The 23,237-nt window shown below is 68.1% G+C and carries 23 protein-coding genes; 15 read left to right on the forward strand and 8 right to left on the reverse strand.

The features are described 5' to 3' along the window. Positions 1–23: 23 nt before the first annotated feature. From AB0M51_RS41400 to AB0M51_RS41410, 3 genes are read right to left on the reverse strand one after another with little or no spacing between them, the layout of a single operon-like run. A complete protein-coding gene (locus AB0M51_RS41400) occupies positions 24–1,652 on the reverse strand; it encodes an extracellular solute-binding protein (protein ID WP_344199832.1) in 1,629 nt (542 codons plus the stop codon). A 39-nt stretch (positions 1,653–1,691) separates the two neighbouring features. Beyond that, complete coding sequence (locus AB0M51_RS41405; RefSeq protein WP_344199829.1) at positions 1,692–2,642, reverse strand: carbohydrate ABC transporter permease; 951 nt, start codon at positions 2,640–2,642, stop codon at positions 1,692–1,694. After that, positions 2,639–3,565, reverse strand: a complete 927-nt coding sequence (locus AB0M51_RS41410) for an ABC transporter permease subunit (RefSeq protein ID WP_344199826.1) — start codon at positions 3,563–3,565, stop codon at positions 2,639–2,641. Before AB0M51_RS41410 ends, AB0M51_RS41405 begins: the two co-directional genes overlap by 4 nt. Positions 3,566–3,761: 196 nt before the next feature. Between AB0M51_RS41410 and AB0M51_RS41415 the strand changes: the two genes are divergently transcribed. Next, positions 3,762–6,125: a polysaccharide lyase 8 family protein gene (locus tag AB0M51_RS41415; protein ID WP_344199823.1), complete on the forward strand. Its 2,364-nt coding sequence runs from the start codon at positions 3,762–3,764 to the stop codon at positions 6,123–6,125. Positions 6,126–6,154: 29 nt separating this feature from the next. Further along, positions 6,155–7,357 (forward strand): sialidase family protein, encoded by a 1,203-nt coding sequence (locus tag AB0M51_RS41420; RefSeq protein ID WP_344199820.1) that lies wholly within the window; start codon positions 6,155–6,157, stop codon positions 7,355–7,357. A 54-nt stretch (positions 7,358–7,411) separates the two neighbouring features. Here AB0M51_RS41420 and AB0M51_RS41425 read toward each other — a convergent pair whose 3' ends face one another. Further along, entirely contained in the window at positions 7,412–7,909 is a 498-nt protein-coding gene (locus tag AB0M51_RS41425; RefSeq protein WP_344199817.1) for a hypothetical protein, read from the reverse strand. A 141-nt stretch (positions 7,910–8,050) separates the two neighbouring features. Here AB0M51_RS41425 and AB0M51_RS41430 point away from each other — a divergent pair, with 141 nt between their 5' ends. Further along, a complete protein-coding gene (locus tag AB0M51_RS41430; RefSeq protein WP_344199814.1) occupies positions 8,051–9,280 on the forward strand; it encodes an alpha/beta hydrolase-fold protein in 1,230 nt (409 codons plus the stop codon). A gap of 5 nt (positions 9,281–9,285) precedes the next feature. Here the strand turns inward: AB0M51_RS41430 and AB0M51_RS41435 are convergent, their stop codons facing one another. Beyond that, the gene (locus AB0M51_RS41435; RefSeq protein ID WP_363754335.1) at positions 9,286–10,845 is read right to left on the reverse strand and encodes a N,N-dimethylformamidase beta subunit family domain-containing protein; all 1,560 of its coding nucleotides are present in this window, start codon (positions 10,843–10,845) and stop codon (positions 9,286–9,288) included. A gap of 122 nt (positions 10,846–10,967) precedes the next feature. Here AB0M51_RS41435 and AB0M51_RS41440 point away from each other — a divergent pair, with 122 nt between their 5' ends. From AB0M51_RS41440 to AB0M51_RS41455, 4 genes are all read left to right on the forward strand, one after another. Next, positions 10,968–11,633, forward strand: a complete 666-nt coding sequence (locus AB0M51_RS41440; RefSeq protein ID WP_363754338.1) for a GntR family transcriptional regulator — start codon at positions 10,968–10,970, stop codon at positions 11,631–11,633. Between the two features lie 87 nt (positions 11,634–11,720). After that, entirely contained in the window at positions 11,721–12,944 is a 1,224-nt protein-coding gene (locus AB0M51_RS41445; RefSeq protein WP_363754341.1) for an amidohydrolase family protein, read from the forward strand. A 3-nt stretch (positions 12,945–12,947) separates the two neighbouring features. After that, positions 12,948–14,120 carry an amidohydrolase family protein gene (locus tag AB0M51_RS41450; RefSeq protein WP_363754344.1) on the forward strand — a complete coding sequence of 391 codons (1,173 nt, stop codon included), beginning with the start codon at positions 12,948–12,950 and terminating at the stop codon, positions 14,118–14,120. Beyond that, positions 14,110–15,264: a ring-opening amidohydrolase gene (locus AB0M51_RS41455; protein ID WP_363754347.1), complete on the forward strand. Its 1,155-nt coding sequence runs from the start codon at positions 14,110–14,112 to the stop codon at positions 15,262–15,264. Before AB0M51_RS41450 ends, AB0M51_RS41455 begins: the two co-directional genes overlap by 11 nt. Here the strand turns inward: AB0M51_RS41455 and AB0M51_RS41460 are convergent. Beyond that, positions 15,236–15,724 (reverse strand): GNAT family N-acetyltransferase, encoded by a 489-nt coding sequence (locus tag AB0M51_RS41460; protein ID WP_363754349.1) that lies wholly within the window; start codon positions 15,722–15,724, stop codon positions 15,236–15,238. The genes AB0M51_RS41455 and AB0M51_RS41460 overlap by 29 nt on opposite strands. Positions 15,725–15,785: 61 nt before the next feature. Here AB0M51_RS41460 and AB0M51_RS41465 point away from each other — a divergent pair, with 61 nt between their 5' ends. Next, positions 15,786–16,115: a cupin domain-containing protein gene (locus tag AB0M51_RS41465; RefSeq protein ID WP_344199796.1), complete on the forward strand. Its 330-nt coding sequence runs from the start codon at positions 15,786–15,788 to the stop codon at positions 16,113–16,115. A 74-nt stretch (positions 16,116–16,189) separates the two neighbouring features. After that, on the forward strand, positions 16,190–16,576 hold the full coding sequence (locus tag AB0M51_RS41470; protein ID WP_344199794.1) for a hypothetical protein: 387 nt from the start codon (positions 16,190–16,192) through the stop codon (positions 16,574–16,576). 3 nt (positions 16,577–16,579) lie between these two features. Here AB0M51_RS41470 and AB0M51_RS41475 read toward each other — a convergent pair whose 3' ends face one another. Continuing rightward, positions 16,580–17,032, reverse strand: coding sequence for a hypothetical protein (locus AB0M51_RS41475; RefSeq protein WP_344199792.1), 453 nt, complete (start codon positions 17,030–17,032; stop codon positions 16,580–16,582). A gap of 92 nt (positions 17,033–17,124) precedes the next feature. On the opposite strand from AB0M51_RS41475, the gene AB0M51_RS41480 reads away from it, so the two are divergent. Together AB0M51_RS41480 and AB0M51_RS41485 are read left to right on the forward strand one after the other, a co-directional pair. After that, positions 17,125–17,775, forward strand: coding sequence for a DUF1345 domain-containing protein (locus tag AB0M51_RS41480; RefSeq protein ID WP_344199789.1), 651 nt, complete (start codon positions 17,125–17,127; stop codon positions 17,773–17,775). A 91-nt stretch (positions 17,776–17,866) separates the two neighbouring features. Beyond that, positions 17,867–18,502, forward strand: coding sequence for an aspartate/glutamate racemase family protein (locus AB0M51_RS41485; RefSeq protein WP_344199786.1), 636 nt, complete (start codon positions 17,867–17,869; stop codon positions 18,500–18,502). A 1-nt stretch (position 18,503) separates the two neighbouring features. Here the strand turns inward: AB0M51_RS41485 and AB0M51_RS41490 are convergent, their stop codons facing one another. Then, entirely contained in the window at positions 18,504–18,701 is a 198-nt protein-coding gene (locus AB0M51_RS41490) for a hypothetical protein (protein ID WP_363754356.1), read from the reverse strand. Between the two features lie 101 nt (positions 18,702–18,802). Here AB0M51_RS41490 and AB0M51_RS41495 point away from each other — a divergent pair, with 101 nt between their 5' ends. Genes AB0M51_RS41495 through AB0M51_RS41510 form a run of 4 tightly spaced genes read left to right on the forward strand, consistent with a single transcriptional unit; the run spans position 18,803 to position 23,233 of the window. Further along, positions 18,803–20,269 (forward strand): sulfatase-like hydrolase/transferase, encoded by a 1,467-nt coding sequence (locus AB0M51_RS41495; RefSeq protein WP_363754359.1) that lies wholly within the window; start codon positions 18,803–18,805, stop codon positions 20,267–20,269. Then, positions 20,266–21,525, forward strand: coding sequence for an extracellular solute-binding protein (locus AB0M51_RS41500; protein ID WP_363754362.1), 1,260 nt, complete (start codon positions 20,266–20,268; stop codon positions 21,523–21,525). Before AB0M51_RS41495 ends, AB0M51_RS41500 begins: the two co-directional genes overlap by 4 nt. Next, positions 21,525–22,418: a sugar ABC transporter permease gene (locus AB0M51_RS41505; protein WP_344200709.1), complete on the forward strand. Its 894-nt coding sequence runs from the start codon at positions 21,525–21,527 to the stop codon at positions 22,416–22,418. Before AB0M51_RS41500 ends, AB0M51_RS41505 begins: the two co-directional genes overlap by 1 nt. After that, complete coding sequence (locus tag AB0M51_RS41510; RefSeq protein WP_344199775.1) at positions 22,415–23,233, forward strand: carbohydrate ABC transporter permease; 819 nt, start codon at positions 22,415–22,417, stop codon at positions 23,231–23,233. The genes AB0M51_RS41505 and AB0M51_RS41510 overlap by 4 nt, the downstream gene beginning before the upstream one ends. Positions 23,234–23,237: the final 4 nt, after the last annotated feature.

Genomic DNA, 23,237 nt, shown 5'->3' on the forward strand with positions numbered 1-23,237 from the left:
CGAAGGTTCCTCCTGGGGAAAGGTCAGCGGGACGACTTGTACTGCGTGTACAGCTCTTCGGCGATCTTGTCGCCGCCGGCGCTCTTCCACTTCTTGACCGCCTGCGCCCAGTCCGAAACAGGTTTCCGGCCCTGGATGATGTCGTCGGACACCGCGCTGATGTCACGGTTGAGCTGACCGCCCTTGCGGCTGGCGGTCTCGGAGTACATGCCGTCGACGGGGTTGGCGAGTGCGTCGGGGCAGACCTCCTTCATCGCGTTGAAACAGGTCTCGGCGCTGCCCTTCCGCTCCGGCAGGAAGATCGCCCACGGCCCGTCGGCCTGGTACTGCAGGGCGAGCTGCGTCTCGCTGAAGCCCTTCTTCGTCAGTACCGGATCGCCGTCGCGGACCTGGTAGTCGATGCCTTTGATGCCATACTTCCGGAACAGGTACTCGATCGTGCCGAACGGAGCGGCCAGGTAGTTCAGATACGCCAGCATCGTCTCCACCCGGTCCTCGGCCGACTTGCTGACGGCGGTCACCGACAGCGTTGGCGCACCCAACCAAGTGTGGCCGGTGCCGGACCCGTCGTGCGCCGGTGGCGGGATGATCGCGATCTCCGCCTCCTCGTCCATCGTCTGCAGGTACGTCGGCCAGCCGCTGAACGTGGCCTGCACCAGCGGCCCGGTGCCGTTGCCGAACCGCGTCTTCCGGTCCTGGTTCTGACTGGTGAACGCGTCGGGGTGGATGTAGCCCGACTTCCACAGCTTCTGGACCAGCGCCAGCGCTTCCTGCTGGGCCGGGTCCTCGAAACTGCTGACCAGCTTGCCGTCCGCCTCCTTCCAGGTGTTCGCGATGCCGAACATGTTGCGGACGTACCCGGTGGGCAGGTCGGCCATCGCGAACCGGTTCTTGTGTTTGTCGGTCAACGCCTTGCAGAGCTGGACGAAGTCGTCGGCGCTCTTCAGCTCGGCCGGGAGACCTTGCGCGTCCAGGATGTCCTTGCGTGCGTACAGCACCTCGGAGCTGATCGCGCCACGGGGGATCGGGACGCCGTAGACCTTGCCGTCGAAGATCGTCGCGTTCCAGCTGGTGGTGGGCAGGTTGGCCAGGTACGGGTACTTGTTGATCTTGTCGCCGGACAGGTACGGCGTCAGGTCGACGGCCTTGGCCGCGAGCATCTGCGGCTTCTGCGGCACGTTGCCGATCGAGAAGATGTCCCCGAGGGTGCCGCCGGCAACGGCCGTCGCGAACTTCTGGTCGTAGTCGACCGACGGAGTGAGGTTCAGCTGGACCGGCGACCCGACCTGCTTGTTGAACTGCTGCCAGAACGCGTTCTGCTCGAGCTTCGGCGGGATCGGCGTGTTCGTACTGGTCATCACCGCGATCGGCTTGCCGTCGCCCGGCGGCTCCTTGACCGCCTGTACGGGGTCGGCCGGGTAGTGGACGAACGCGTCGGGGATGCCGTACTGCGCTCCGGACAGGTCGGCCTTGACGCCGCCGTACCGCGTGTACGTCGGCAGGACCTTCGCCTTCGCGGCGGAGTCGTTGGACCCGGAGGCTCCGCCGCGCCCGGTGTTGGAGCAGCCCGGCAAGGTCGCTGACAACCCGAGTGCCGCGCCGGCGCCGAGCAGGGTCCGCCGGGACAACGGCTGGGAATCGAACTTCGGCATGGTCTTCCGGTCCTTCCACAGAGACGGAGGTGTGGGCGGTCAGCCCTTGACGGCGCCGGTCAGGACGCCCTTGGCGAAATGCCGCTGGATGAACGGATAGACGCAGAGGATCGGGACGACCGAGATCATCAGGATCGCCATCTGGATCGTCGTCTGCGGTGGGACGGATTCGGCTCCGATGCCGAGGTCCTGGCCGCCGAGTTCGACCCCGTTCACGACGTACGTCCGCAGTACCAGCTGCAACGGCCACTTGGCGGAGTCGTTCAGGTAGAGCAGTGCGCTGAAGAAGCTGTTCCAGTAGCCGACCCCGTAGAACAGCCCGACCACGGCGACCACGGCCTTGGACAGCGGAAGCCCGATGTGCCGGAACATCTTCCACTCGGACGCGCCGTCGACCCGGGCGGCATCGAGGATCTCGGCCGGCAACCCGGCGAAGAAGGAGCGCACGACGATGACGTTGAACGCGCTGACGCAGGTCGGCAGGATCACCGACCACAGGCTGTTCAGCAGACCGAACTGCTGGACGACCAGATAGGTGGGGATGAGCCCCGGATTGAACAGCAGGCTGACCAGGACCAGCATCAGCAGCGCCTTGTTGCCCAGCGTTCCGCGCCGGCTGAGTGCCCAACCGAGGGTGCAGGTCAGGACCAGCGAGATCGCGGTGCCGACGAGAGTGATGAAACCGCTGACCATCAGCGCCTGCGTGACGGTACCGCCCGCGAAGATCGACCGGTACGCCGACAGGTCGATGCCGTGCTTGGGAAAGAGGACGAACCCGCCGGCCTGGGTCACTTCGCGAGGGGTCGCGAGGCTGGTCGAGATCACCGACACGAACGGGAGCACCACCAGGGCGCTGATAACGGTCAGGAAGATCCCCTTCACGACCCGTTCCGGCATGCCGGGTCGTGGCATGCCGTCGATCACGGCGTGCCGGCGCGGCCTCGAAGGAGCGTCGTCCGAGGACCTCGCGGCGGTCAGGGTCGTCGTCATCCGCGGTAGATTCCTTCCTCGCCGAGCCGGTGGGCGATCTTGTTGGCGGCCAGGACGAGCGCGAGGCCGATGAGGCCTTTCACGAGTCCGACGGCGGCCGCGACTCCCCAGGCGCCGCCGAGGATGCCGTTGTTGTAGACGTAGGTGTCCAGCACCTCGCTCGCCTCGGTACCGACCGCGGGTTGCTGCAGGATGATCTGCTCGAAGCCGACCGACAGCGAGTCACCGAGCTTGAGGATGAGCAGCAGGACGATGATCGGCCGCAGGCCCGGCAGTGTGATGTGCATGATCTGCTGCCGGCGGCTCGATCCGTCGACGGCGGAAGCCTCGTAGAGCGACCGGTCGATCTGGGACAGCACGGCCAGGAAGAGGATCGTCGCCCAGCCGGTGTCCTTCCACATCACCTGCGAGGTGAGCAGCGCGCGAAACGGCTCGGCGTTGCCGATGACGTGCACCGGGTCCAGGCCGTGCCCGCGCAGCCAGTTGTTGATCATGCCTGTGCCGCCCAGCACCTGCTGGAAGATCGCCACCACGATCACCCAGGACATGAAGTGCGGAAGGTAGAGGATCGACTGCACGAGCTGGCGCAGTCTGTTCGACAGCAGGGTGTGCAGGGTGACGGCGACCACGATCGGCGCCGGGAACACGATCACCGTCTGGATCAGCGTCAGGATCAGCGTGTTCTTCACCGCGGTCAGGAACTCCGGGTCGCCGTTGACGACCACCGCGAAGTTCTGTACGCCGTTCCACAGACTCTTGCCGATCCCGAGGTACGGCTGGAAGTCCTGGAACGCGATGACGTTGCCGAACAGCGGGTAGTACTGGAACGCGAGGATGACCAGCATCCCCGGGATCGCGAGCAGCAGCACCGGATAGTCCCGCAGCAGGCGCTGCCCGAAGGACCGCCGTCGTCTGTGCTCCATCGCAAACCCATCGTTCGGCTTCTCGTGGAGCCACGAGATTCGCACTGCCTCGAATAATTTGTCAAGGGCGTATTTTTAATTCGCTCTCGAAAAATATCGAGAGTCGTGATAATAGGTATTATCTTCTTGACGAACTGCCTGGCACAGGGGTTGCATGACGGCTCGACCGATGACCGTCGACTACTCGAGGTGCGTCATGACCGACCCCTTGTCCGTGCCGGGAATCTCCCGGCGAAGCCTCCTCCGCGGCGCTGCCCTGGTGCCGGCCGCCGCCGGACTCGCCGCCGGTTCGGCGGCCGCCGCGCCGGACACCGACTTCGACCTCGTGCGGCGCCAGTGGCTCGGGACATTGGTTGCCCCGGACAACAGTGACCCGGTGGTCGCCCGGTACGTCCGGGACTCCGCGGCCGTCGCGGCGGAGCTGTGGCGCACGATGAACACCTCCGCCACGCGCTCCTTCTTGTGGGCGGACCTGGACAGCAGCACGATCCCCGCGGTCCAGCGCAACAACATCGGCAGGTTGCGGCAACTGGCGCTCGCTCTGAAAACCCCAGGCTCCGCGCTGTCCGGCGACGTCCGGTTGACCGCGGACCTGATCTCGGCGTTCGACTGGTTCCTCGCCGAGAAGTACGGGGTGACCGCCATCTACGGCGGCTGGTGGGACTGGCAGATCGGCATCCCGCTGGCGCTGAACGACTTCTGCGTCCTGATGTACGACGACCTGTCGGCGGCGCAGATCGCGACCGCCATGGCGGCGATCGCACGCTACGAGCCCGATCCGCACGTCATCGGGTCCGGCAAGGCCACCAGCGCGAACCTGAACTGGACCTCGGCGGTCACGCTGATGCGTGGGGCATTGAGCCGGGACGCGGCCACGATGAGCCTCGCCAAGTCCGCCTGGGCAGGCATGTTTCCGTACTCGAGCGCCGGTGACGGCTTCTACACCGACGGCGGTTTCGTCCAGCATGTGCACTACTCGTACAACGGCAGCTACGGCGTCTCGCTGCTGCAATACCTGACCTACGGGCTGGTCGCGGCCCGCGGGACGGCCTGGGCGTTCAGCCCCGAGGCGATCGACCGGGTGATCAGCTGGGTCCAGGACAACTACCTGCCCTGGATGTACGACGGGGCGTTCATGGACATGACCCGCGGGCGAGCGTTGTCGCGGTTCTACGAGACCGACCACCGCATCGGCCGGCTCACCACCGCCACCCTGCTGCAACTGGCGCAGGCGTTCCCGCCCGAACAGGCGCTGGAACTGAAGTCGCGGATCAAGTCGTACCTGACCGAGGACACGTTCCAGCCGTTCTTCGTCTACGACCCGATCCCGATCGAGCAGGTCCGGACACCGTCGATCGCAGCGGCTCGCGCCGTACTGGCCGACAGTTCGATTCCGGCCGCCGGCGATCTGGTCACGACCAGGGTCGCCACGTCGATGGCACGCGCGGTCCACCGGCGACCTGGTTTCGCCTACGGCATCGCGATGGATCGGCACGCCATCTACTCGTTCGAAACCGCGAACAAGGAGAACGAGCAGGGCTGGTACACCGGCGAAGGTGCGGTCTACGTCTACGTGCCGGAGCAGGTCGGGCATTGGGGCGACATGTACTGGCCGACGGCCGACAAGTACCGGATCCCCGGTGTCACAAGGGATCTTCGTACGCTGCCGAGTGGCGTCAGCCGGTACACGTTCAACGAGTGGGCCGGCGGTGCGGTGCTCGACGATCGGGCCGCCGTGGGCATGCAGCTGAACCCGAAGGGGCAGACGCTGCGCGGCAACAAGTCGTGGTTCTGCATGGACGATGCGGTGGTCTGCCTGGGCTCGGGCATCTCCAGCACCGACGGGTACGGCGTCGAGACCGTCGTCGAGAACAGGAACTTCGGCGCGTCCGGTACTGCTCGGTTGACCGTCGACGGGCGCGCGGTTGACGCCGGCGCGACCAACAGGCGCATGGGTTGGGCACACCTCGACAAGGTCGGCGGGTACGTCTTCCCGGAGCCGACCGAGGTCGACGTTCTCCGTGAGGAGCGGTCCGGTCGCTGGACCGACATGGACCTTCGCGGCGTGTACGAGGACCCCACGCTCTACACGCGCCGCTTCGTGACGATGTGGATCGACCACGGCACCGATCCGGCCGACGCACACTATGCCTACGTGCAACTCCCGGCGGCGTCGCGGACTGCTACGGAGCAGTTCGCCCGGCGCGGCGCGGTCGAGGTGCTGGCGAACACGCCGGCGGTCCACGCCGCGAGGCGCCGCGACCTGGGACTGACGATGGCGAACTTCTGGGTGCCCGGCGCGCCGCCGGCCGGCGGCATCTCCGTCGACCGCACCGCGTCCGTTGTCGTCAGCGACTACCGCGGCGTGCTCAGTGTGGCCGTCTCCGATCCGACACAACTGCTGACCGGCAACGTCACCGTGCAGGTGGGCGTTCCGGCTCGGCAGTACGTCGGCGGTGACGCGAAGGTCCACGCCTTGACTCATGGGAGTTCGGTGTCGCTGACCGTCGACATGACCGGCTCGGCGGGTCACTCGTACGTCGCTCGTTTCCGCCGCTGAGACCTCACCTTCGATCCAAGGAGTCAGAGATGCCGTCATTCGAACGCGGGATCGCCCGTCGACACGTCCTTGCGGGTTCTGTCGCAGCCATCGGTGCATCGCTCGTCGCCGGTTCGCCTGTACCAGCACGGGCGGCCGGGGCTCCCCGTCGGGGGGTAGCGCTGGAGCTGGACACAACGACGTACGTTGAACTGGACGCCGATTTCCTCAACACCCAGACCGCCCACTACGCGCGGATCAAGCGGATGCGGGACGGGCGCTTCATCCTCTTCTATCAAACCTCGCAGCAGGCGTGGAGCATCTACTGGACGACCAGTCGCGACCTGAAGCACTGGGCCGCGCCGCAGTTGCTGTTCGCGACGCGCAAGATCCTCGACGGGGCCGACGACCGGTGCTACTCCAGCGCGGACGCCCGGGTGCTGGACAACGGCGACATCCTCGCCGTGTCCTCGTTCCGGGCGAACAAGGGCTTCAGCACCAACATGAAGCTCGACGGGCTGATGATGCGCCGCAGTACCGACAACGGCCGTACCTGGGGGCCCGAGCAGGTGATCTACGTCGGGGCGAACTGGGAGCCGTTCATCCACCAGACCGACACCGGTGAGGTCCAGGTGTACTTCACCCATTCGGCACCGAAGCGGGTGGTCGAGAACGTGACAGGCTCGACCGGAGTCGCGATCATCCGCTCACACGATCGCGGCCGTACGTGGACGCCCAACGTCACCGATTACCCGTACGCCGCCGACCGGGTCGCGCAGCAGTACACCCGTACCACCGACGCCGGCGTCAAGATGTTCACCGACCAGATGCCCAGCGCGCTGCAGACCCATCCGCACGGCCGGATCGCGCTCGCGATGGAGTCCCATCTGGCCAACGGCGACTACATGATCTCCCTGGCCTACACCGCGCGGAACTGGCCGGACGCACTGGGCATGGACGAACCGGGACCGGCCGACCGGCAGAGCAACCTCTTCCTCGGCGCCGCCCCGTACCTCGCGCGTTTCCCGTCCGGCGAGACCGTCCTGTCCTACAACCAGGGCTCACGCCAGTACCTCCGCCTCGGCGACCGCGACGCCCGCGAGTTCGGCGATCCCCAGGCATTCCTGCCCGGCAAGGGCTTCTGGGGCGCCACCGAACTGGCCGGCCCCCGGCAACTCCTCACCACCATGGCCAACGTCCGCCCCGACGGCAACAAGATCATGATCGCCGTCCTCGACCTGATCAGCCACTGACGGACTTCCTGATGTTGGCCGCGGGTGCGATCGTGGCCCGCGGCCAACGGCAGGTCAGCTGATGACGGGGGAGCCGTACAGCTCCCAGGTGTACGGCGAATTGCCGTCGTCGGTCACGTCGTACTGAAGGGTGCCGTCGGCGGTCCAGCCGCCTGAGGGGAGGCTCCCGGTCTCGGTCGCCCCAATGCTCACACTGCCTGAGTACTGGGCGTCGACGGACGCCGTGTAGTAGCTGCTCGCATAGGTCTTCTCCGCGTCGTACCGTTCGAGCCGAACGTCCAGCCAGACCATGTTGAATCGCGTTCCACCGATGAGGCCGTAGCTGCCGGACCAGCTGAAGTAGGCCTGAGCATGGCGATAGGTGCCCGATCCGCTGACGCAGAGCTGGACAGTGAATTTGACGTCCGGTTTCCCGGGCAGGCTGACGTTCCTGGTGTTGGTGTGGCACGCAGTCGTGGCGCTCGCCGGACTGACGCCCAACACGGTGATCCCTATGAACGCGACTGCGGCGGCCAGGGCCGTGGTGGCGAGCCGTTTGACGATTCTGCTCACAATGCTCCTTGTCGTTGCTTCCATCTCTGGGCAGCAAGTAAGACGAGATAGCGGGCCCAAATGTGACGCGTGCGCCTTCCCGGCGGGGCTACGCTCGAGAGCGTGGCGGGGTGGTCGTTGTTGCGGGGTTGGTTTCCGGTGGTGGTGCAGGTTGTCGCCGGTGGGGTTCTGGTGGTTGCGGTCGGGTGGCGGGATCGGCGGTGGCGGTGGCGGGTCTTGCCGGTGCTTGTCGCGGTGACGGTGGTGCTGGGGTTTCTGGCGGCGTACCCGGGGGCGACGGCGGTTCGGCAGGTGGATCCGGTGTCGTTCTCGGTGTGGTTCTGGCTGGCGGTCACCGCGGGGGCGTTCCTGGTGCTGGTCGTGGGGTGGCGTACTGCGCGGTGGTGGCGGCGCGGTGCAGGCGTAGCGGCTGTGTTGCTGGCGGCGTTCGCCTGTGCGAACGGGATCAACCAGTTCGTCGGCTACTACCCGACGCTCGGTGCGGCGCTCGACGACTGGACACACAAGCCGTTACCGGGGCAGACGTCGTTGCCAGGTGCGGTGCACGCTGCGGGTACGGCGAACGTCCCGGCGGCGGGGAAGCTGGTCGAGGTGACCGTTCCGGCGACGTACAGCCATTTCGAGCACCGGCAGGAGCTGGTGTATCTGCCGCCGATCTGGTTCGTCGGGCACCGACGGCCCGTCTTGCCGGTGGTCGAGTTGATCGGCGGTGAGCGCGGCGGCCCGGGGGACTGGGTGCGGCTCGGCGACGCGGTCCGCATGTCCGACGACTACGCGCACCTGCATCGGGGATACGCGCCGATCCTGGTCTTCGCCGACGCGACCGGGCGTTTCGACAACGACACCGAGTGCGTGAACGGTCCGCGGGGCAACGCCGCCGACCACCTGGCGAAGGACATCCCGCAGTACGTCGAGAAGACCTTCGGCGCCTCGCGGAACCCGCAGCAGTGGGCGGTCGGCGGGTTCTCGATGGGCGGGACGTGCGCGCTGGACCTGGTGGTCGAGTACCCGCACGTGTTCAACCACTTCGTCGACATCTCCGGCGATCTCACGCCGTACACCGGGACTCCGGCGCAGACTCTCAAGGACCTGTACGGCGGGAACGTCGCCGCGGAGCACGCCAACGAGGCGCTCCGGGTGATGCGCGCGCACGGCCGCTACACGAACGTGACCGGGGTGTTCCTGACCAGCACCGAGGAGGTCCGTCACCAGCACGAGGCGCAGGAGCTGTCCAGGGCGGCGGCAGCCGTCGGGATCAGGTCCTTGGTCGAGATCTCACCGGGGACGCACACCTGGCAGTTCGCGGGACCGGCGTTCGCGACGGCGTTCCCCTGGCTGGTCGACCAACTCGCCCACCGCGCAACCGCCTAGGCAGGTCAGTCGCTGCCGGGACCCGGGGTCTTGCCGATCGGGCCGCCGGTGCCGGTGGAGGTCGTGGGAAGGTCGCGCACGCTCGCCAGGTTGCCGACGGCGGGATGCGTCCGGCCCATCGGTCCGGCAGCCAAGGCGGCGAAGAGGTTCAGCGTCACCTTCTGGGCGAACGCCACCGACACCGGCACGACGCCGTACTTCGGGTCCGGGCCCTGCAGCGCGCGGACCCACTCGATCGACCCGGTGGCGAACACGCCGGCGCCCGACTTCACGGTGTAGTACGTCGAGTCCGAGAACGTGTGCCGCTTCGCGCAGGTCGTCGGCGAGTGCGCCACCACCTGCAGGTTCGCCGACGTCCCCTTGAGCGGGTACGCCCGGTCGGCCTCGTTGCCGACGAGCCCCGGGTACGCCGATCCCGCCTTGGCGCCGGTGCCCGCGAACAGGAAGAACTTCGGGTCGCGGACCGTGAACGAGCCGGTGGCCGGGAAGCACTCGTACAGCATGCCGACGAGGCTGTTCTCCGGGTCCGGGAACGGGTTCTGCCGCCAGTTCACCGTGGTGTCGGGCGCGTTGTGGATCGGGTCCAGGCCCGCGTCCTTGTAGTCGACGATGATCCGGTTCGGTCCGTGCGGATCGGCGGCGTACCGGATCCGCCGGTAGATCGAGTTCGCGCCGAGGAAGGCCAGGTTCGTCCCGGCGTCCCGCGCCTTCGTGACCGCGGCGCGCATCGGCAGCGACCAGTACTCGTCGTGGCCGCCGAAGACGATCGCGCGGGCGCCGGCGAGCAGCCCGGGGTCGGCCTGGAGGTCCACGCTGGTCGCGTACGCGAGCCGTACGCCGCTGCGCTCTGCCAGTTGGACCAGTGGCAGGTTGTCGTGGAGTACGCCGCGCGCCGGGTTGTAGGCGTACGGGCGGTCGAAGGTGACCATCAGCGAGCGCCGATCGTGCGAGTGCTTGGCCGGTCCGCCGTACAGGTTGTACCCGCCCCAGCCGTTGTAGGCCTCGTCGGTGTTGACCCCGGCGACGATCAGCACCGCACCACGCGCCGAGTCCGACCGGATCACGATCGGTACGTAGTTCTCCCGGCCGGTCGATGCCCGGAGCAACAACAGGTAGCTGCCGGCCGGCCAGCCCTTGGTCTGCACGGTCGTCGTCGGTGACCAGTTGATCGCGGTGACCATCCGCTCCTTGGTCAGGATCGGCTGCGGCTGCTTCCTCCCCGGGAGCTCCGGCGAGGTCCAGATCAGCTTCGCGCCGGCCCCGCCGTACCACCCGATCCGGAAGGCGCGCACCGTGAACGGATGCCCGGCCGAGGTCGCGAACAGCCGGAACGGCTCACCGCTGCGGACACTCACATGATCGGCATACCCGGACAACTCCATCGGCTTGGCCACCAACTTGCCCGGAATCCGCCACCCGACCTCAGCGCCCTTCACCGGCCGGCTCGTCGTACCGCCAGGAGTCGGTGTCGGTTCTTCGGTCGACGCCTTGTTCGCCGCCCCCTGACAACCGGTCACCAAAGTCAACACCAACGCGCCGACCCCCAGCACCCGCGCAGCCCCCATCGGACCCCTCCCCATGATTCCCACTCCAGGCTTGAGACGCCCGATCACCCCGATTGGTTGACCAACCCATTGTCCAGTGGTTGGCCTAGTCTGGTGTCGGTGTTCGAGGTAAGGATGACGGGGTGAAGCAGACGTCCGGGCCGCGGTTGTCGTCGCGGCTCTATGAGGAGTTGCGGCGCGGCGTCATCACGGGCGTGTACTCCCAGGGGCAGCGGCTGACCGAGCAGAGTCTGGCCGCGGAGTTGGGCGTGTCCCGGATTCCGTTGCGTGAGGCGTTGCCGCAGCTCGAGGTCGAGGGTTTCATCCAGAGCTTTCCCCGGCGTGGCGTCGTCGTCAGTCGGTGGACCGACGAGGCCGTGCACCACGTGTTCGACGTACGGATCGCGCTCGAGGGCCAGGCCGCCCGGTTGGCGGCGCGGCGGGCGGCGGACGGGAAGGCCGAGCTCGACCGGTTGTGGGAGCGGCTGGAGGAGTCGGAGGCGCAGATCCGCGCCGGTGACGCGCTCGCGGTCGCCCAGGCGAATGCGGACTTCCATCAGGAGGTCGTGGCCGCGACCGGCAACGCCTTGATGTCGTCGCTGATGGCCGCGGTCGCTGGGCGCCTGGTGTGGATGTTCTACCTCTCGATCCGCAGCGACCCGACGAGCCCGAGCCCCGAGCACCGCACCGTCACCCAGGCGATTGCTGACGGCAACGAACTGCTGGCCGAGTCGATCATGCTCGCCCACATCGAGTCGGGCCGCGAGCCGGCGCTCCAGATGCTTCGGGAGAGCCGCCCGGAGGCCTGACCGGCACTCCTCAACTCTATCCTTCAACCGGCAAAATGTATACATTTTGTCCCTGAAGACCGGCTATGCCGAGCGCGCAGGGGTGAAATGAATACAAAATCTGAGGATTGGTGGCTCGACCGGGTCAGCCTGGAGGCGGCGGTCGTCCAGCGGGCCGACGGGGTGTACGAGACCCAGGTCGACAGCAGCGCCGTGCGGATCGAGGGCGGGGTGATCGTCGACGTACGGCGTGGTGAGCGTGTGCCGGCGGATGGGCGGCCGGTGTTCGACGCGGGCGGGATGTTGTTGATGCCGGCGATGCGGGACATGCACATCCACCTCGACAAGACGTTCTACGGCGGGCCGTGGCGGGCGCCGATCCCCGGGCGGTCGTGGCTGGCGGAGGAGGAGCGGCTGCTGCCCGAGATGTCGGAGCAGATCCCTGTGCGCAGCAACGCGATCCTGGACCTGCTGATCTCCCGCGGTACCACCGAGGTGGCGGCGCACTGCAACGTCGACCACATCGTCGGGACCCGGAACGTCGAGCGGCTTCTCGACGTACTGCGGTCCCGCGCGGACGTCGACTGGACGGTGATCGCCTACCCGCAGCACGGGCACCGGGACGGCACGGTCGTGCCGTTGCTGGAGGAGGCGCTCGGGCTCGGTGCGACCGTCGTCGGCGGTATCGATCCGGCACGGATCGAGGGGGATGTGGCGAAGGCGCTCGACGTGACGTTCGGGCTGGCCGTGGAGCACGGCGCCGGGATCGACTTCCATCTGCACGACGGGGGCAGTCTCGGGCTGTACGAGATCTCGAAGATCCTGCACTTCGTCGAGGCGACGGGCTGGCAGGGAAAGGTTGCCTTGAGCAACGCGAATGCGCTGTCCGGGGCGTCGCCGGACACGGTCCGGGTGCTGGCCGAACGGTTGGCCGCTGCTCGGGTGAGCGTCGGTACGACGGTCGGCGTCAGCGGCCCGTTGCTGCCGTTCGCCGCCTTGGCCGAGGCCGGCGTCGACGTCCGCCTGGGCAGCGACAGCATCATGGACATCCTGACGCCGTTCGGGCCGGGCGACCTGGTCGAACAGCTGTGGATCCTCGCCCAGCGCCTCGGCGCGTACGACGAGTGGGGCATCGCGCAGACCCTGCACTACGGAGCGGGCGAGGCCGGCCGCTGGCGGGCCGACCGTACCCGCGGCTGGCCGGCCGCCGGCGATCAGGCGAGCTTCTTCCTCACGCCCGCGACGTGCTCCGCCGAGGCGATCGCCCGGCGTACACCTCGGCGGCACGTCTTCCACCGCGGCGTGCAGGTGTACGCCGGAAAGGATCTGTGACCTGTGATCATCCAGAACGTACTGCTGCCGCACCGGACCGGGCGGTACGACGTACTCGTCGACGGCGCGACCGTCTCCGCGATCGCGGACAGCATCGAGGCGGAGCCCGGCGTACGGGCGATCGACGGGACCGGCAAGGTGCTGCTGCCCGGGTTCGTCGACGCGCACTCGCATCTGGACAAGTCGATGCTCGGCCGTCCCTGGTACTCCCGGAAGCCGCGGGACCTGAAGCAGTTGCTCGCGGACGAGCGGGCGATGCGGAGCGCGCCCGACTGGGACGCCGCGACCCAGATCCGGCGGAACGCCGACGTGATGATCGCGAACGGCGCTACCCATACGCGGGCGTTCGCGGACGTGGACACGGAGATCGGGCTGAGCGGCGTCGAAGGGATGCTGCAGGTCCGGGAGGAACTGCGGGGCGCGTTGACGATGCAGGTGATCGCGTTCGCGCAGAGCGGGGTGAGCGGCCGGCCGGGAACGGCGGAACTGCTCGACGCGGCGCTCGCCGCGGGTGCGGACATCGTCGGCGGGATGGATCCTTGTTCGTACGAACGGGATCCGGTCGAGCACGTCGACCTGATCTTCGAGCTGGCCGAGCGGCACGGCGCCGGGGTCGACATCCATCTGCACGAGCCCGGCGAGCTCGGGGCGTTCTCGGCGAGCCTGATCATCGAGCGGGCGAAGGCGGTCCAGTTGCCGCGGCCGGTGGTGATCAGCCATCCGGACTTCCTCGGCTCGGTGGCTCCGGACCGGGCGGCGCGGATCATCGACGACCTGGCCGAGGCCGGGATCGGCGTGACGACGTGCGTACCGTCGGGTGGTCCGATGCCGCCGTTGAAGGCGCTGGCCGAGGCGGGTGTCGCGGTCGGGGTCGGTTGCGACGGGCAACTGGATTCGTGGGGTCCGTTCAACCGGTCCGACATGTTGCTGAAGGTGTATCTGCTGGCATGGCGGTGCGGTTTCGGTGGCGACGACGACCTGCAGTTCGCTGTGGACCTCGCGACCTCGGGACGCGTGATGGGGCTGCCGGATCACGGCGTCGGTGAAGGCTCTGCCGCCGACTTCGTACTGTTGCCGGGTGCAACGGTTGGTGAGGCGGTCGTGGGGCTGCCCACCGAACGGGTCGTGGTCAAGGCGGGTCGTGTGGTTGCGGAGGAGGCCGCAGATGTCGGCTGAGCCGATGGCCGTCGATGCTGTGCAGGTTCCGCTCGGGCATTCCCGGGACGTGTCCGGGCTGGCTCGGCTGGTCGCCGACGGGCGGCTGCGGCCGGACGAAGTCGTGGCGGTGACCGGCAAGACCGAGGGCTGCACCCCTGGCGAGACCAGCCGGGTCGATGCCGACCAGGCGATCCGCGGTTTCCTGTCCGAGCACGGCAGCCGTCCCGACGACCAGATCGCGCAGCTCCCGATGGTCTTCACCTCGGGCGGCATGGGCATCCTCACGCCGCAACTCGTCGTGTACAGCCGGAGGCCCGCGGAACCTGCCGCGGACGGTGGTCCGCGGCTCGCTCTCGGCACGGCCCGGACCGCGCGGATGCAGCCGGAATGGACCGGTACGTCGCGCGTCATCGAGGAAACCGCCGCGGCCGTCCGGGCTGCGGCCGCCGAGGCAGGGATCGCGCCGGAAACGGCGGAATACGTTATCGGAAAGGCGTATCACGTTCCGCGACGCGCGCTCGCGGCGGCGCGGGCCGAGGGTCGGGCGATTCCGGAGTACGACGACCACACCCTGTTCCGCAGGACGAGCGGCAGCGCGGCGCTTGGAATCGGTACGGCGGTCGAAGGCCTTCCGGTGCTGGACGGGGACGAGGTGGGCGTCCGGATGGACGTGTGGGCCGGCCGCGCTTCGGTCTCCGCGAACGAATGGGAAGGCGCCGCCGGCGGTCCGGACACCCAGCTGATCCTCCTCGGCAACCGCGCCGGTGCCGGCGGCCGGCTGCGGGTGGGCCACGCCGTGGTCGCCGACATGCTCGACGTCGACGCCCTCCCACGCGCACTCCGCCGCGCCGGCATGGACGTCGGCACCGGCCCGCTGACCCCGGAGCAACGCGCCCGGGTCATCGCCGTGTACGTCAAGATCGGCCCGCCACCCGACGGCCTCCTACGCGGCCGCCGCCAGGTCGTCGAGAACCCGGCGTACGGCACCGAGGTCAAAGCCGCCGTCGCCGGCATGTTCGCGGGGTGGCTCCAGGACAACCTCATCTGGATCTCCGGCTCAGCCACCCACCAGGGCCCCGCCGGCGGCGGCACCCTCGCCGCGGTCGTCGACGTCGAGGACCAGAGGTCGGGAACTAGTCGTCCAGCAGGAGACGGAAGGTGACGCTCTGTTCGGCGAAGCCGAGGTGTTCGTAGAATCCCCGGGCGCCTTCGTTCGCTGCGTAGGCGCTCACGGCGACCGCTACGGCCTCGTGTGTGCGCGCCCAGGTCATGAAGCTCGTCACCAGGGCCTGGCCGACGCCGCTCGTGCGCACTGCGCTGTCCACGTAAAGGCTGCGGATCTCCGCGGTACGCCGGTCGAAGCGGGTCGGCGACGGGGCGGAGAGATAGCCGACGAGATGGCCTCTGATGTTCTCTTCGTACCTCGCGACGAGCACGACGGCGGAGGCTCCGCCGATCAGCCGGACGAAGTCCTCCCGGGCGTGGCGGGCCGGCCAGGTGATGTCCACGAGCGGGTCGTGCGTGCCCGCGTCGTCGCGGAACAGGCTGGACTCGAGGCGGACCAGCGCGTCGAGATCGCTCAGTGCTGCCTCGTCGACGTCGATCCCGGGACGGTTGGACATTGCGCGATGCTATCCCGGCGTCGGCCGGTCGGGAGTGCGAGCGGAGTCGTACGATCGGTTGATGGACCTACTGCGGGTTGAGGAGTTGGCGGCTGTTCATCTCGAGCTGGCGCGGAAGAGTGACAACGGGCGGAGTGCCACGACGTTGTACGGGCGCGGCGGTGCGCGGCTGCGGCAGACGTTGATCGCGCTGGACACCGGGCAGACGCTCGGTGAGCATCAGAGTCCGGGCGACGCTTCGCTGATGTGCCTGCAGGGCGAGGTCGTACTGCGGTCCGGCGACACCGAGGTCGAGCTCCGGGCCGGTGAACTGGTCGCCGTTCCGCCGCAGCGCCACGACGTTCACGCGCGGGCCGCGTCCGTCCTGCTGCTGTCGGTCGCCCTGCACTGACGCCGTCGACAGAGTTTGTCGTCAGCGGGCACAAGAACGTCCCGCGGCGGCCGGATTCTGCGGATGATGACGGTATGGCTACCTACTTCACGGCCCGCGACGATGCCGGTGCTCCGCAGCAGTCCGACGACGAGCAGTTGGACAGCGCGATCACGCTCAGTGGCGGCGACTTCCGGGTGCTGATCGAGCTGGTCTGGGGGAAGTCGGCGGACGACCTGCCCGACGACGAGCAGCGCTGGGTGGAGACCTCCGTCGAAGGGCTCGCCCGGCTGGGGGACCGGTTGGCCGGCGAGATCGCCGATCGCGACCAGGACGAACTCCAGGACCTGGCGACACCCTGGGCGGAGCTGGTCCCCGAGCTCGAGGCGGCCGACCTGGTCGACTTCCTGACCGACCTGCAGCACCTCAGCCGGCACGCGAAGGCCGACGGGCTGCACGTCTACTCGCTGCAGCTCCGCTGACGGTCAGTACACGGCGTCGATCTCGTGCTCGGTCGCGTCGTACGTGAACCTGTCACCCGCGCGCAGGCCTCTGATCGCGCCGTAGAGCGGGGCGTCGGTGGTCATGCCCTCGTACGTCGTCCCGTCGCACTCGAACGGCGAGCTGATCACGCCGACGACGTACGAGCTGCCGTCCAGTACGACGATCGCGCCCGGCCGGACCTCGGCGGCCGGGCCGAAGTCCAGCTGCTCGGCCTCGCTGACCGTGCTGTGTGCGCGCTCGCCGACGTGCTCGAACAGCCCGCCGAGGTCGGCGGCCTCGTCGGACTGGGACTGGTCGTCGACGGAGAACGCCGAATCGGGATCGAGCCGGGCCGCCGAGTCCTCGCGGCCGACCGCGGCGTCGGTCGCGCGCAGGTGTTCCTCGAGGTGCGCCAGCAGCGCGTCCTTCACCCGGAGCTTCGCCTTGTCGTCCATCGCGGCACCCTCTCGTCGATCGTCGCCGGACCCGTACCAGTGTCGCGCAGGACGGCGTGCGGCGGGCGACAGAATTCATTGGCGGTGGCAACATGTCTTCCGACGTGACACGTGGGCCGCTGCTGCATCCAGTCCTCCGGTTGACGATCGCGCTGGTCGTCGGCGGTGCCGTCCTGCTCGTTGTCGGCGTGTTCGGAAACTTTCCGCTCGGCGTTCTCGCCGGGATCGCCGCCGCGACCGCCGCCTTCGTCGGCACCGGGATCGTCGTGCTCTGGCCGATGTCGGCGGACGAGACCCGGGCGTTCGCGCGGCGTGAGGACTTCCGGCCGTTCGCCGAGGAGCTGATCGTGGTGATCAGCGCGCTCGCCAGCCTGAGCGGCATCGGCGTACTGCTGGTGCTCGGCAACTCCGGGACCCGGCACGCGGCCGCGGCGGTCGGCCTCGTCGGGGTGTTCACGACCTGGGCGACGGTGCACCTGATGTACGCCGCCCGGTACGCCCACCTGTACTTCCGGGAGCCCGAGGGCGGGATCGACTTCAACAACGCCGCCGAGGTCCCGTCGTACCGGGACTTCTTCTACTTCAGCTACAACCTCGGCATGACCTTCCAGGTGTCCGACACGAGCGTGTCCACCAGCGCGATCCGGGCCGTCGTACTGCGGCACTGCCTGCTCGCCTACGTGTTCTCGACGGTGATCCTGGCCGCGACTGTCAACCTGGTCGCCGGCATCGCCTCGAGCTGAGGTCCCCGAACCGCCGGTCCGGGCTGACAACCTGGCCGCTCGATGATTGAATGGACAGGCGATATTGAATATCTAGTCACCTGGAGCCGCCGTGGGACGCGTTGCCTTCGTGCATACCGGAGCTGTTGTCATCCCGACGTTCGCCCGGCTCGCGGCGGAGCATCTGCCGGGGGTCGAGGTGCAGAACCTGCTGGACGACAAGATCGTCGCCGACCTCGGTGGGGGCGCGGACGTCGCGCGGCGGCTGGCGGATCTCGGTGACGCGGCGGTCGCGGCCGGGGCGGAGGCGTTGATGTTCACGTGTTCGTCGATCTCGCAGTACGCGGGACCGCTGGCCGAGCGGCTCGGCGTACCGGTGTATCGCGTCGACGAGGCGATGGCGGACGAGGCTGTCGCCGGCGGCGGGCACGTCAGCGTGATCGCGACATTGCCGACGACGGTCCGGCCGACGGCCGCGTTGCTCCGGGAGCGGGCCGAGTTGGCGGGGCGCGCGGTGAAGATCGACGAAGTCGTCGTGGAGGGGGCGTTCGAGGCGGCGGTGGCCGGGGACCGGGCGCGGCACGACGCGCTGGTCGCGGCGGCGATCGACGCTGCGTCCGGTGACGTGATCGTGCTCGCCCAGGCATCGATGGCGTCGGCTGCCGAAGGTGCTTCGCGTCCGGTGCTCACCAGTCCCGGCTCCGGCATCCGCCGCCTCGCATCCCACCTGGGCCGGTCGGCGGGATAGGTCAGTCGGCTTTCCGGCCGGCCGCGAGGCGGTCGAGGACCCCGTAGCCGGCGAGCGTGAAAGCGCCCAGCGCGACGAGGAACAGCACCACCGCGACGCTGATGCTGAGCGGGCGGGCGATCAGGCCGCCGACGGCAAGGACTGCGCCGATCAGCGCGAACGTCACGACCAGGCGGCGGCTCATCGGCTCGTTGATCATGCCTGGAGGCTAGCGGCCCTTCCGGTCACCTCTTGACGGTCGGCCGGTTTCTGGGGCAGTGTTTACAGCGCTGTATTACAGCGCTGTAAAGGAGGAGTTACTTGCGCCCGGACATCGTCATCGTGATGACTGACCAGCAGCGGGTGGGGCTGACGCGGCGGAGCGGGTATCCGGTGGACACCATGCCGTTCGTCGACGCGCTGGCGGCCGGTGGGACGGACTTCCGGAACGCGTACACGGCGGCGCCGGCGTGTGTTCCGGCGCGGACCAGCCTGCTGACCGGACGGTTCCCGAGTGCGCACCGGGTCCGCCAGAACAGCAACGCACAGTACGCGTACTACGACCAGGACCTGCTCGACGTACTGCGGGCTGCCGACTACCAGCTGCACTTCGCCGGCAAGCCGCACATGCACCGGGGGCCGGCGGACTTCGACACGTACGCCGGGCCGTACTTCCACACCCACGGACCCGAACGGACCCCGGAGGAGACGGCGTTCGACCAGTGGCTCGACCGCCTCGACCACGGTGTCGCCGACGAGCCCACGCCGTACGACGTCACCACGCAGCTCCCGTACCGGATCACCTCGGACGCACTCCGGGCGATCGACGAGGCGGACCCGGACCGCCCGGGCCTGTTCTGGGTCTCGTACCCCGAGCCGCACAACCCGTACCAGGTTCCGCAGCCGTACTTCGACCTCGTCGCGCCCGAGGACGTCCCGGACCGCCTGACGGGGCCGGAGGCAACAGACGTCAAACGCGGCACCTACTCCTGGCTGCGGAAACTCCAGGAGGACAAGCGCCCCGGGTACGACGACAACTGGCGCCGCTACACCGCGAACTACCTCGGCATGTTGCGCCTGCTCGACGACCAGATCAGTCGCCTGCACGACGGCCTGGCCAACCGCGCCAGACCGCGACTGACCGTCGTGCTGGCGGATCACGGTGACTACGTCGGCGAGTACGGCCTGCAACGCAAGGGCGCCGGGCTGTCCGAGTTCCTGATGCGGATCCCGCTGATCGTCAGCGGCGAGGGCATCGCGACACAGCAACGCGACGAACCGGTGTCGATCGTCGACGTCCTCCCGACGATCTGTGAAGCCGTCGGCCAACCCATCCCCGACGGCGTCCAGGGCCGCAGCCTGCTGCCACTCGCGCACGGCGCCGAGGCCCCGGACAACGAATTCGGAAACATCATCGCCGAGCAGGGCTACGGCGGCCGCGCGTACGACGTGACCGCCCGCCCGCCGCTGCACTTCAGCTACGAAGGTCCGACGTTCGACGAGCTGAACACGGTCACGCAGTCCGGCGCCGCCCGGATGCTCCGCAGCGGCAACTGGAAGCTCGTCGTCCACGCGGACCTCGAAGGCGAGCTCTACGACCTGGACACCGACCCGGCCGAGCTCGTGAACCTCTTCGACGACGAACGGCACCTGGCCGTCCGGGCCCGCCTGCTGCACCAGCTCACCCGCTGGCAGGCGCGGCTGACCGACGACCTCCCGAACGGCAACTACACCCCGCTCCGCCTGCCCCACAACTGGCGGTGGGCTCCTCAAGGAGAAACACCATGAGCACATTCAGCCGCCGTACCCTGCTGGGACTCGGCGCCGCCACCGCCGCCGCGATCACGATCCCCGGCTGCTCGGGGAAGTCCGGCCCGATGCGGGTGTCCTGGTACGGCCCCGACCCGGTCGCCAAGGCGCTCAACAAGGCGCTCGACGCCTGGAAAGCGAGCGGCGGCGCGGACTACACCGCGGAGAGCGCCCCGTTCGACGACTACTGGGACAAGCTCGCCACGCAGACCTCCGGCGGCAACGCTCCCGACGTGCTGCGGATGTCGATGAGCTACTTCAGCGACTACGCGGGGCGGGGCGCGCTGAAGGACCTGAGCTCGTCCGGCATCGACACGTCCGGACTGGACAAGGACGTCGCGGACAGCGGGCAGTCGGACGGCAAGAACTACGGCATCGGGCAGAGCTCGATCAGCTATGCGATGTACGTCGACGAGGCGGCCGTGAAGAAGGCCGGCGGGACGGTCCCAGCGCAGGGCTGGACGTGGGACAAGTTCGCCGAGTTCGCCCGCGACTACAGCGGGGCGGTACAGGGGTCCTACGGGTCGACCGACCAGGCCGGGAACTTCCAGCTGTTCGAGGTGTACGCCCGTCAGCACGGCACCGAGCTGTTCTCCGACGACGGCGGAAAGCTTGCCGCCAGCAAGGACACCGTCCAGGAGTGGTTCCAGTACTGGGCGGATCTCCGGAAGGCGAAGGCCGCGCCGGGGCAGAACGTCAGCGCCGAGACGACCGCGATCGAGAAGTCGCTGGTTGCCAAGGGCAAGGCTCCGCTGCAGTTCGGCTGGGTCCAGCAGGTCACGTTCTACCAGCCGGTGGTGAAGAACCCGTTGTCCGTGCTGCCGGTGCCGCAGGGTACGGCCGGCGATCTGAAGGGCCAGTTCGTCAAGGGCCTCGACCTGTGGTCGATCTCGTCGGCGAGCAAGCACCCCGAGGACGCGGCCAAGTTGATCGGGTTCCTGCTGAACGACGAGAAGGCGATCAAGGCGATCGGCATCCTGCTCGGCGTACCGCCGTCGAAGAAGGCGCGCGACCTGGTCGCCGCCGACGCCGGATCCGCCGGTGCCCGGGCGATCAAGTACGTCGAGGACATCGCGGACAAGGTCGGTCCGTCGCCGAAGCCGTGGCCGAAGGGGTACGGCGAACTGCTCACCGGGTTCGGCCGGATCGCGGAGAACATCGGTTTCGGAAAGAGTGATCCGGCGAAGGGCGCGCAGGAGTTCGTCGACCTGGCCGGAAAGACCCTCGGACAGTGATGGCCCGACTCCGGCAGAGCGTCCCGGCGTACCTGTTCCTGCTGCCCTGGTTGGTCGGACTCGTTGGCCTGACCATCGGGCCGATGCTGTTGTCGCTGTACTACTCGTTCACCGACTACGCGCTGCTCAACACGCCCGAGTGGCAGGGACTGCACAACTACACGGCGCTCTTCCACGACTCGCGGTACCTGCAGTCGCTGAAGGTCACGTTCATCTACGTCGGCGTCTCGGTCCCGCTCGAGATGGCGTTCGCGCTCGCGGTCGCCGTACTGCTGAACCGCGGGCTCAAAGGCCTCGCCGTCTACCGGGCGCTGTACTACGTTCCGAGCCTGCTCGGCGGCAGTGTCGCTATCGCCCTGCTCTGGCAGCAGATCTTCGGCAGCGACGGCCTGCTGAACGACATCCTCGGCGTGTTCGGGATCCACGGCCGCGGCTGGATCTCCGAGCCCGGTACGGCGTTGTGGACGCTGATCGTGCTCCGGGTCTGGCAGTTCGGTGCGCCGATGGTGATCTTCCTGGCCGGGCTGCGGCAGATCCCGGACGAGGTGCTGGAGGCCGCCGAGGTGGACGGTGCGGGCCGGTGGCAACGATTCTGGCGGGTCACGCTGCCGTTGCTGTCGCCGGTGGTGTTCTTCAACCTGGTGCTGCAGATCATCGGCGCGTTCCAGGCGTTCACGCCGGCGTTCGTGATCAGCGGCGGCAAGGGCGGCCCGTCGGACTCGACGCTGTTCTACACGCTGTACCTGTACCAGCAGGCGTTCGGCAACTTCAAGATGGGGTACGCCGCCGCGATGGCCTGGGTGCTGCTGCTGATCATCGCGGTCTTCACCGGGCTGAACTTCGTCCTCGGCCGCACCTGGGTGTTCTACGGAGACGAAGGGGTACGCCGATGAAGCGCGTCCTGGCGCACGCCGGCCTGACCGCCGGCGCGCTGATCATGCTCTACCCGCTGCTCTGGATGGTCAGCGCCTCGCTGCGGAAGAACACCGAGATCTTCAGTCGTCCGGGGCTGATCCCGGAGCACCCGACGCTCGGCAACTACGCGCTCGGCTGGTCCTCGACCGGGACGAGCTTCGGCGTCTACATCATGAACTCGCTGATCATCTGCGCGGCGGTGGTGATCGGCAACCTGCTGACCTGCTCGCTGACCGCGTACGCGTTCGCGCGGATGACGTTCGTCGGCCGGAAGACGCTGTTCGGACTGATGCTGGCGACGCTGATGCTGCCCGCGCACGTGACGCTGATCGCGCAGTACTCGATCTTCCGGAAACTGGGCTGGATCGACACGTTCTGGCCGATGATCGTGCCGAGCTTCCTGGCCACCGACGCGTTCTTCGTGTTCCTGATGGTGCAGTTCATCCGGTCGATCCCGGTCGAGCTGGACGACGCGGCCCGGATCGACGGCTGCGGGTACTGGGGGATCTACCGTCGGATCATCCTGCCGCTGCTGTCGCCGGCGCTGGTGACCACCGCGATCTTCTCGTTCATCTGGACCTGGAACAACTTCTTCAGCCAGCTGATCTACCTGTCCACCAGGACCAAGCTGACGGTGCCGGTCGCGCTGCGCGGCTTCCTGGACGCGACCGGCAGTTCGGAGTGGGGCGCGCTGTTCGCGATGAGCGTCGTCACGCTGGTGCCGGTGGTCGTGGTGTTCGTGATCTTCCAGCGCCGGATCCTGGCCGGAATGGCTCATACCGGTCTCAAATGAGATC

Origin of the sequence: Kribbella sp. NPDC051137, assembly GCF_040682535.1 — a bacterium.
Classification (GTDB): Bacteria; Actinomycetota; Actinomycetes; order Propionibacteriales; family Kribbellaceae; genus Kribbella; species Kribbella karoonensis.

Excerpts from the sequence above, each read along its gene's own strand:
- AB0M51_RS41400 (WP_344199832.1), bottom strand. The coding sequence starts at position 1,652 with ATGCCGAAGTTCGATTCCCAGCCGTTGTCCCGGCGGACCCTGCTCGGC.
- AB0M51_RS41405 (WP_344199829.1), bottom strand. The coding sequence starts at position 2,642 with ATGACGACGACCCTGACCGCCGCGAGGTCCTCGGACGACGCTCCTTCG.
- AB0M51_RS41410 (WP_344199826.1), bottom strand. The coding sequence starts at position 3,565 with ATGGAGCACAGACGACGGCGGTCCTTCGGGCAGCGCCTGCTGCGGGAC.
- AB0M51_RS41415 (WP_344199823.1), top strand. The coding sequence starts at position 3,762 with ATGACCGACCCCTTGTCCGTGCCGGGAATCTCCCGGCGAAGCCTCCTC.
- AB0M51_RS41420 (WP_344199820.1), top strand. The coding sequence starts at position 6,155 with ATGCCGTCATTCGAACGCGGGATCGCCCGTCGACACGTCCTTGCGGGT.
- AB0M51_RS41435 (WP_363754335.1), bottom strand. The coding sequence starts at position 10,845 with ATGGGGGCTGCGCGGGTGCTGGGGGTCGGCGCGTTGGTGTTGACTTTG.
- AB0M51_RS41445 (WP_363754341.1), top strand. The coding sequence starts at position 11,721 with ATGAATACAAAATCTGAGGATTGGTGGCTCGACCGGGTCAGCCTGGAG.
- AB0M51_RS41455 (WP_363754347.1), top strand. The coding sequence starts at position 14,110 with ATGTCGGCTGAGCCGATGGCCGTCGATGCTGTGCAGGTTCCGCTCGGG.
- AB0M51_RS41460 (WP_363754349.1), bottom strand. The coding sequence starts at position 15,724 with ATGTCCAACCGTCCCGGGATCGACGTCGACGAGGCAGCACTGAGCGAT.
- AB0M51_RS41465 (WP_344199796.1), top strand. The coding sequence starts at position 15,786 with ATGGACCTACTGCGGGTTGAGGAGTTGGCGGCTGTTCATCTCGAGCTG.
- AB0M51_RS41470 (WP_344199794.1), top strand. The coding sequence starts at position 16,190 with ATGGCTACCTACTTCACGGCCCGCGACGATGCCGGTGCTCCGCAGCAG.
- AB0M51_RS41475 (WP_344199792.1), bottom strand. The coding sequence starts at position 17,032 with ATGGACGACAAGGCGAAGCTCCGGGTGAAGGACGCGCTGCTGGCGCAC.
- AB0M51_RS41480 (WP_344199789.1), top strand. The coding sequence starts at position 17,125 with ATGTCTTCCGACGTGACACGTGGGCCGCTGCTGCATCCAGTCCTCCGG.
- AB0M51_RS41490 (WP_363754356.1), bottom strand. The coding sequence starts at position 18,701 with ATGATCAACGAGCCGATGAGCCGCCGCCTGGTCGTGACGTTCGCGCTG.
- AB0M51_RS41500 (WP_363754362.1), top strand. The coding sequence starts at position 20,266 with ATGAGCACATTCAGCCGCCGTACCCTGCTGGGACTCGGCGCCGCCACC.
- AB0M51_RS41505 (WP_344200709.1), top strand. The coding sequence starts at position 21,525 with ATGGCCCGACTCCGGCAGAGCGTCCCGGCGTACCTGTTCCTGCTGCCC.
- AB0M51_RS41510 (WP_344199775.1), top strand. The coding sequence starts at position 22,415 with ATGAAGCGCGTCCTGGCGCACGCCGGCCTGACCGCCGGCGCGCTGATC.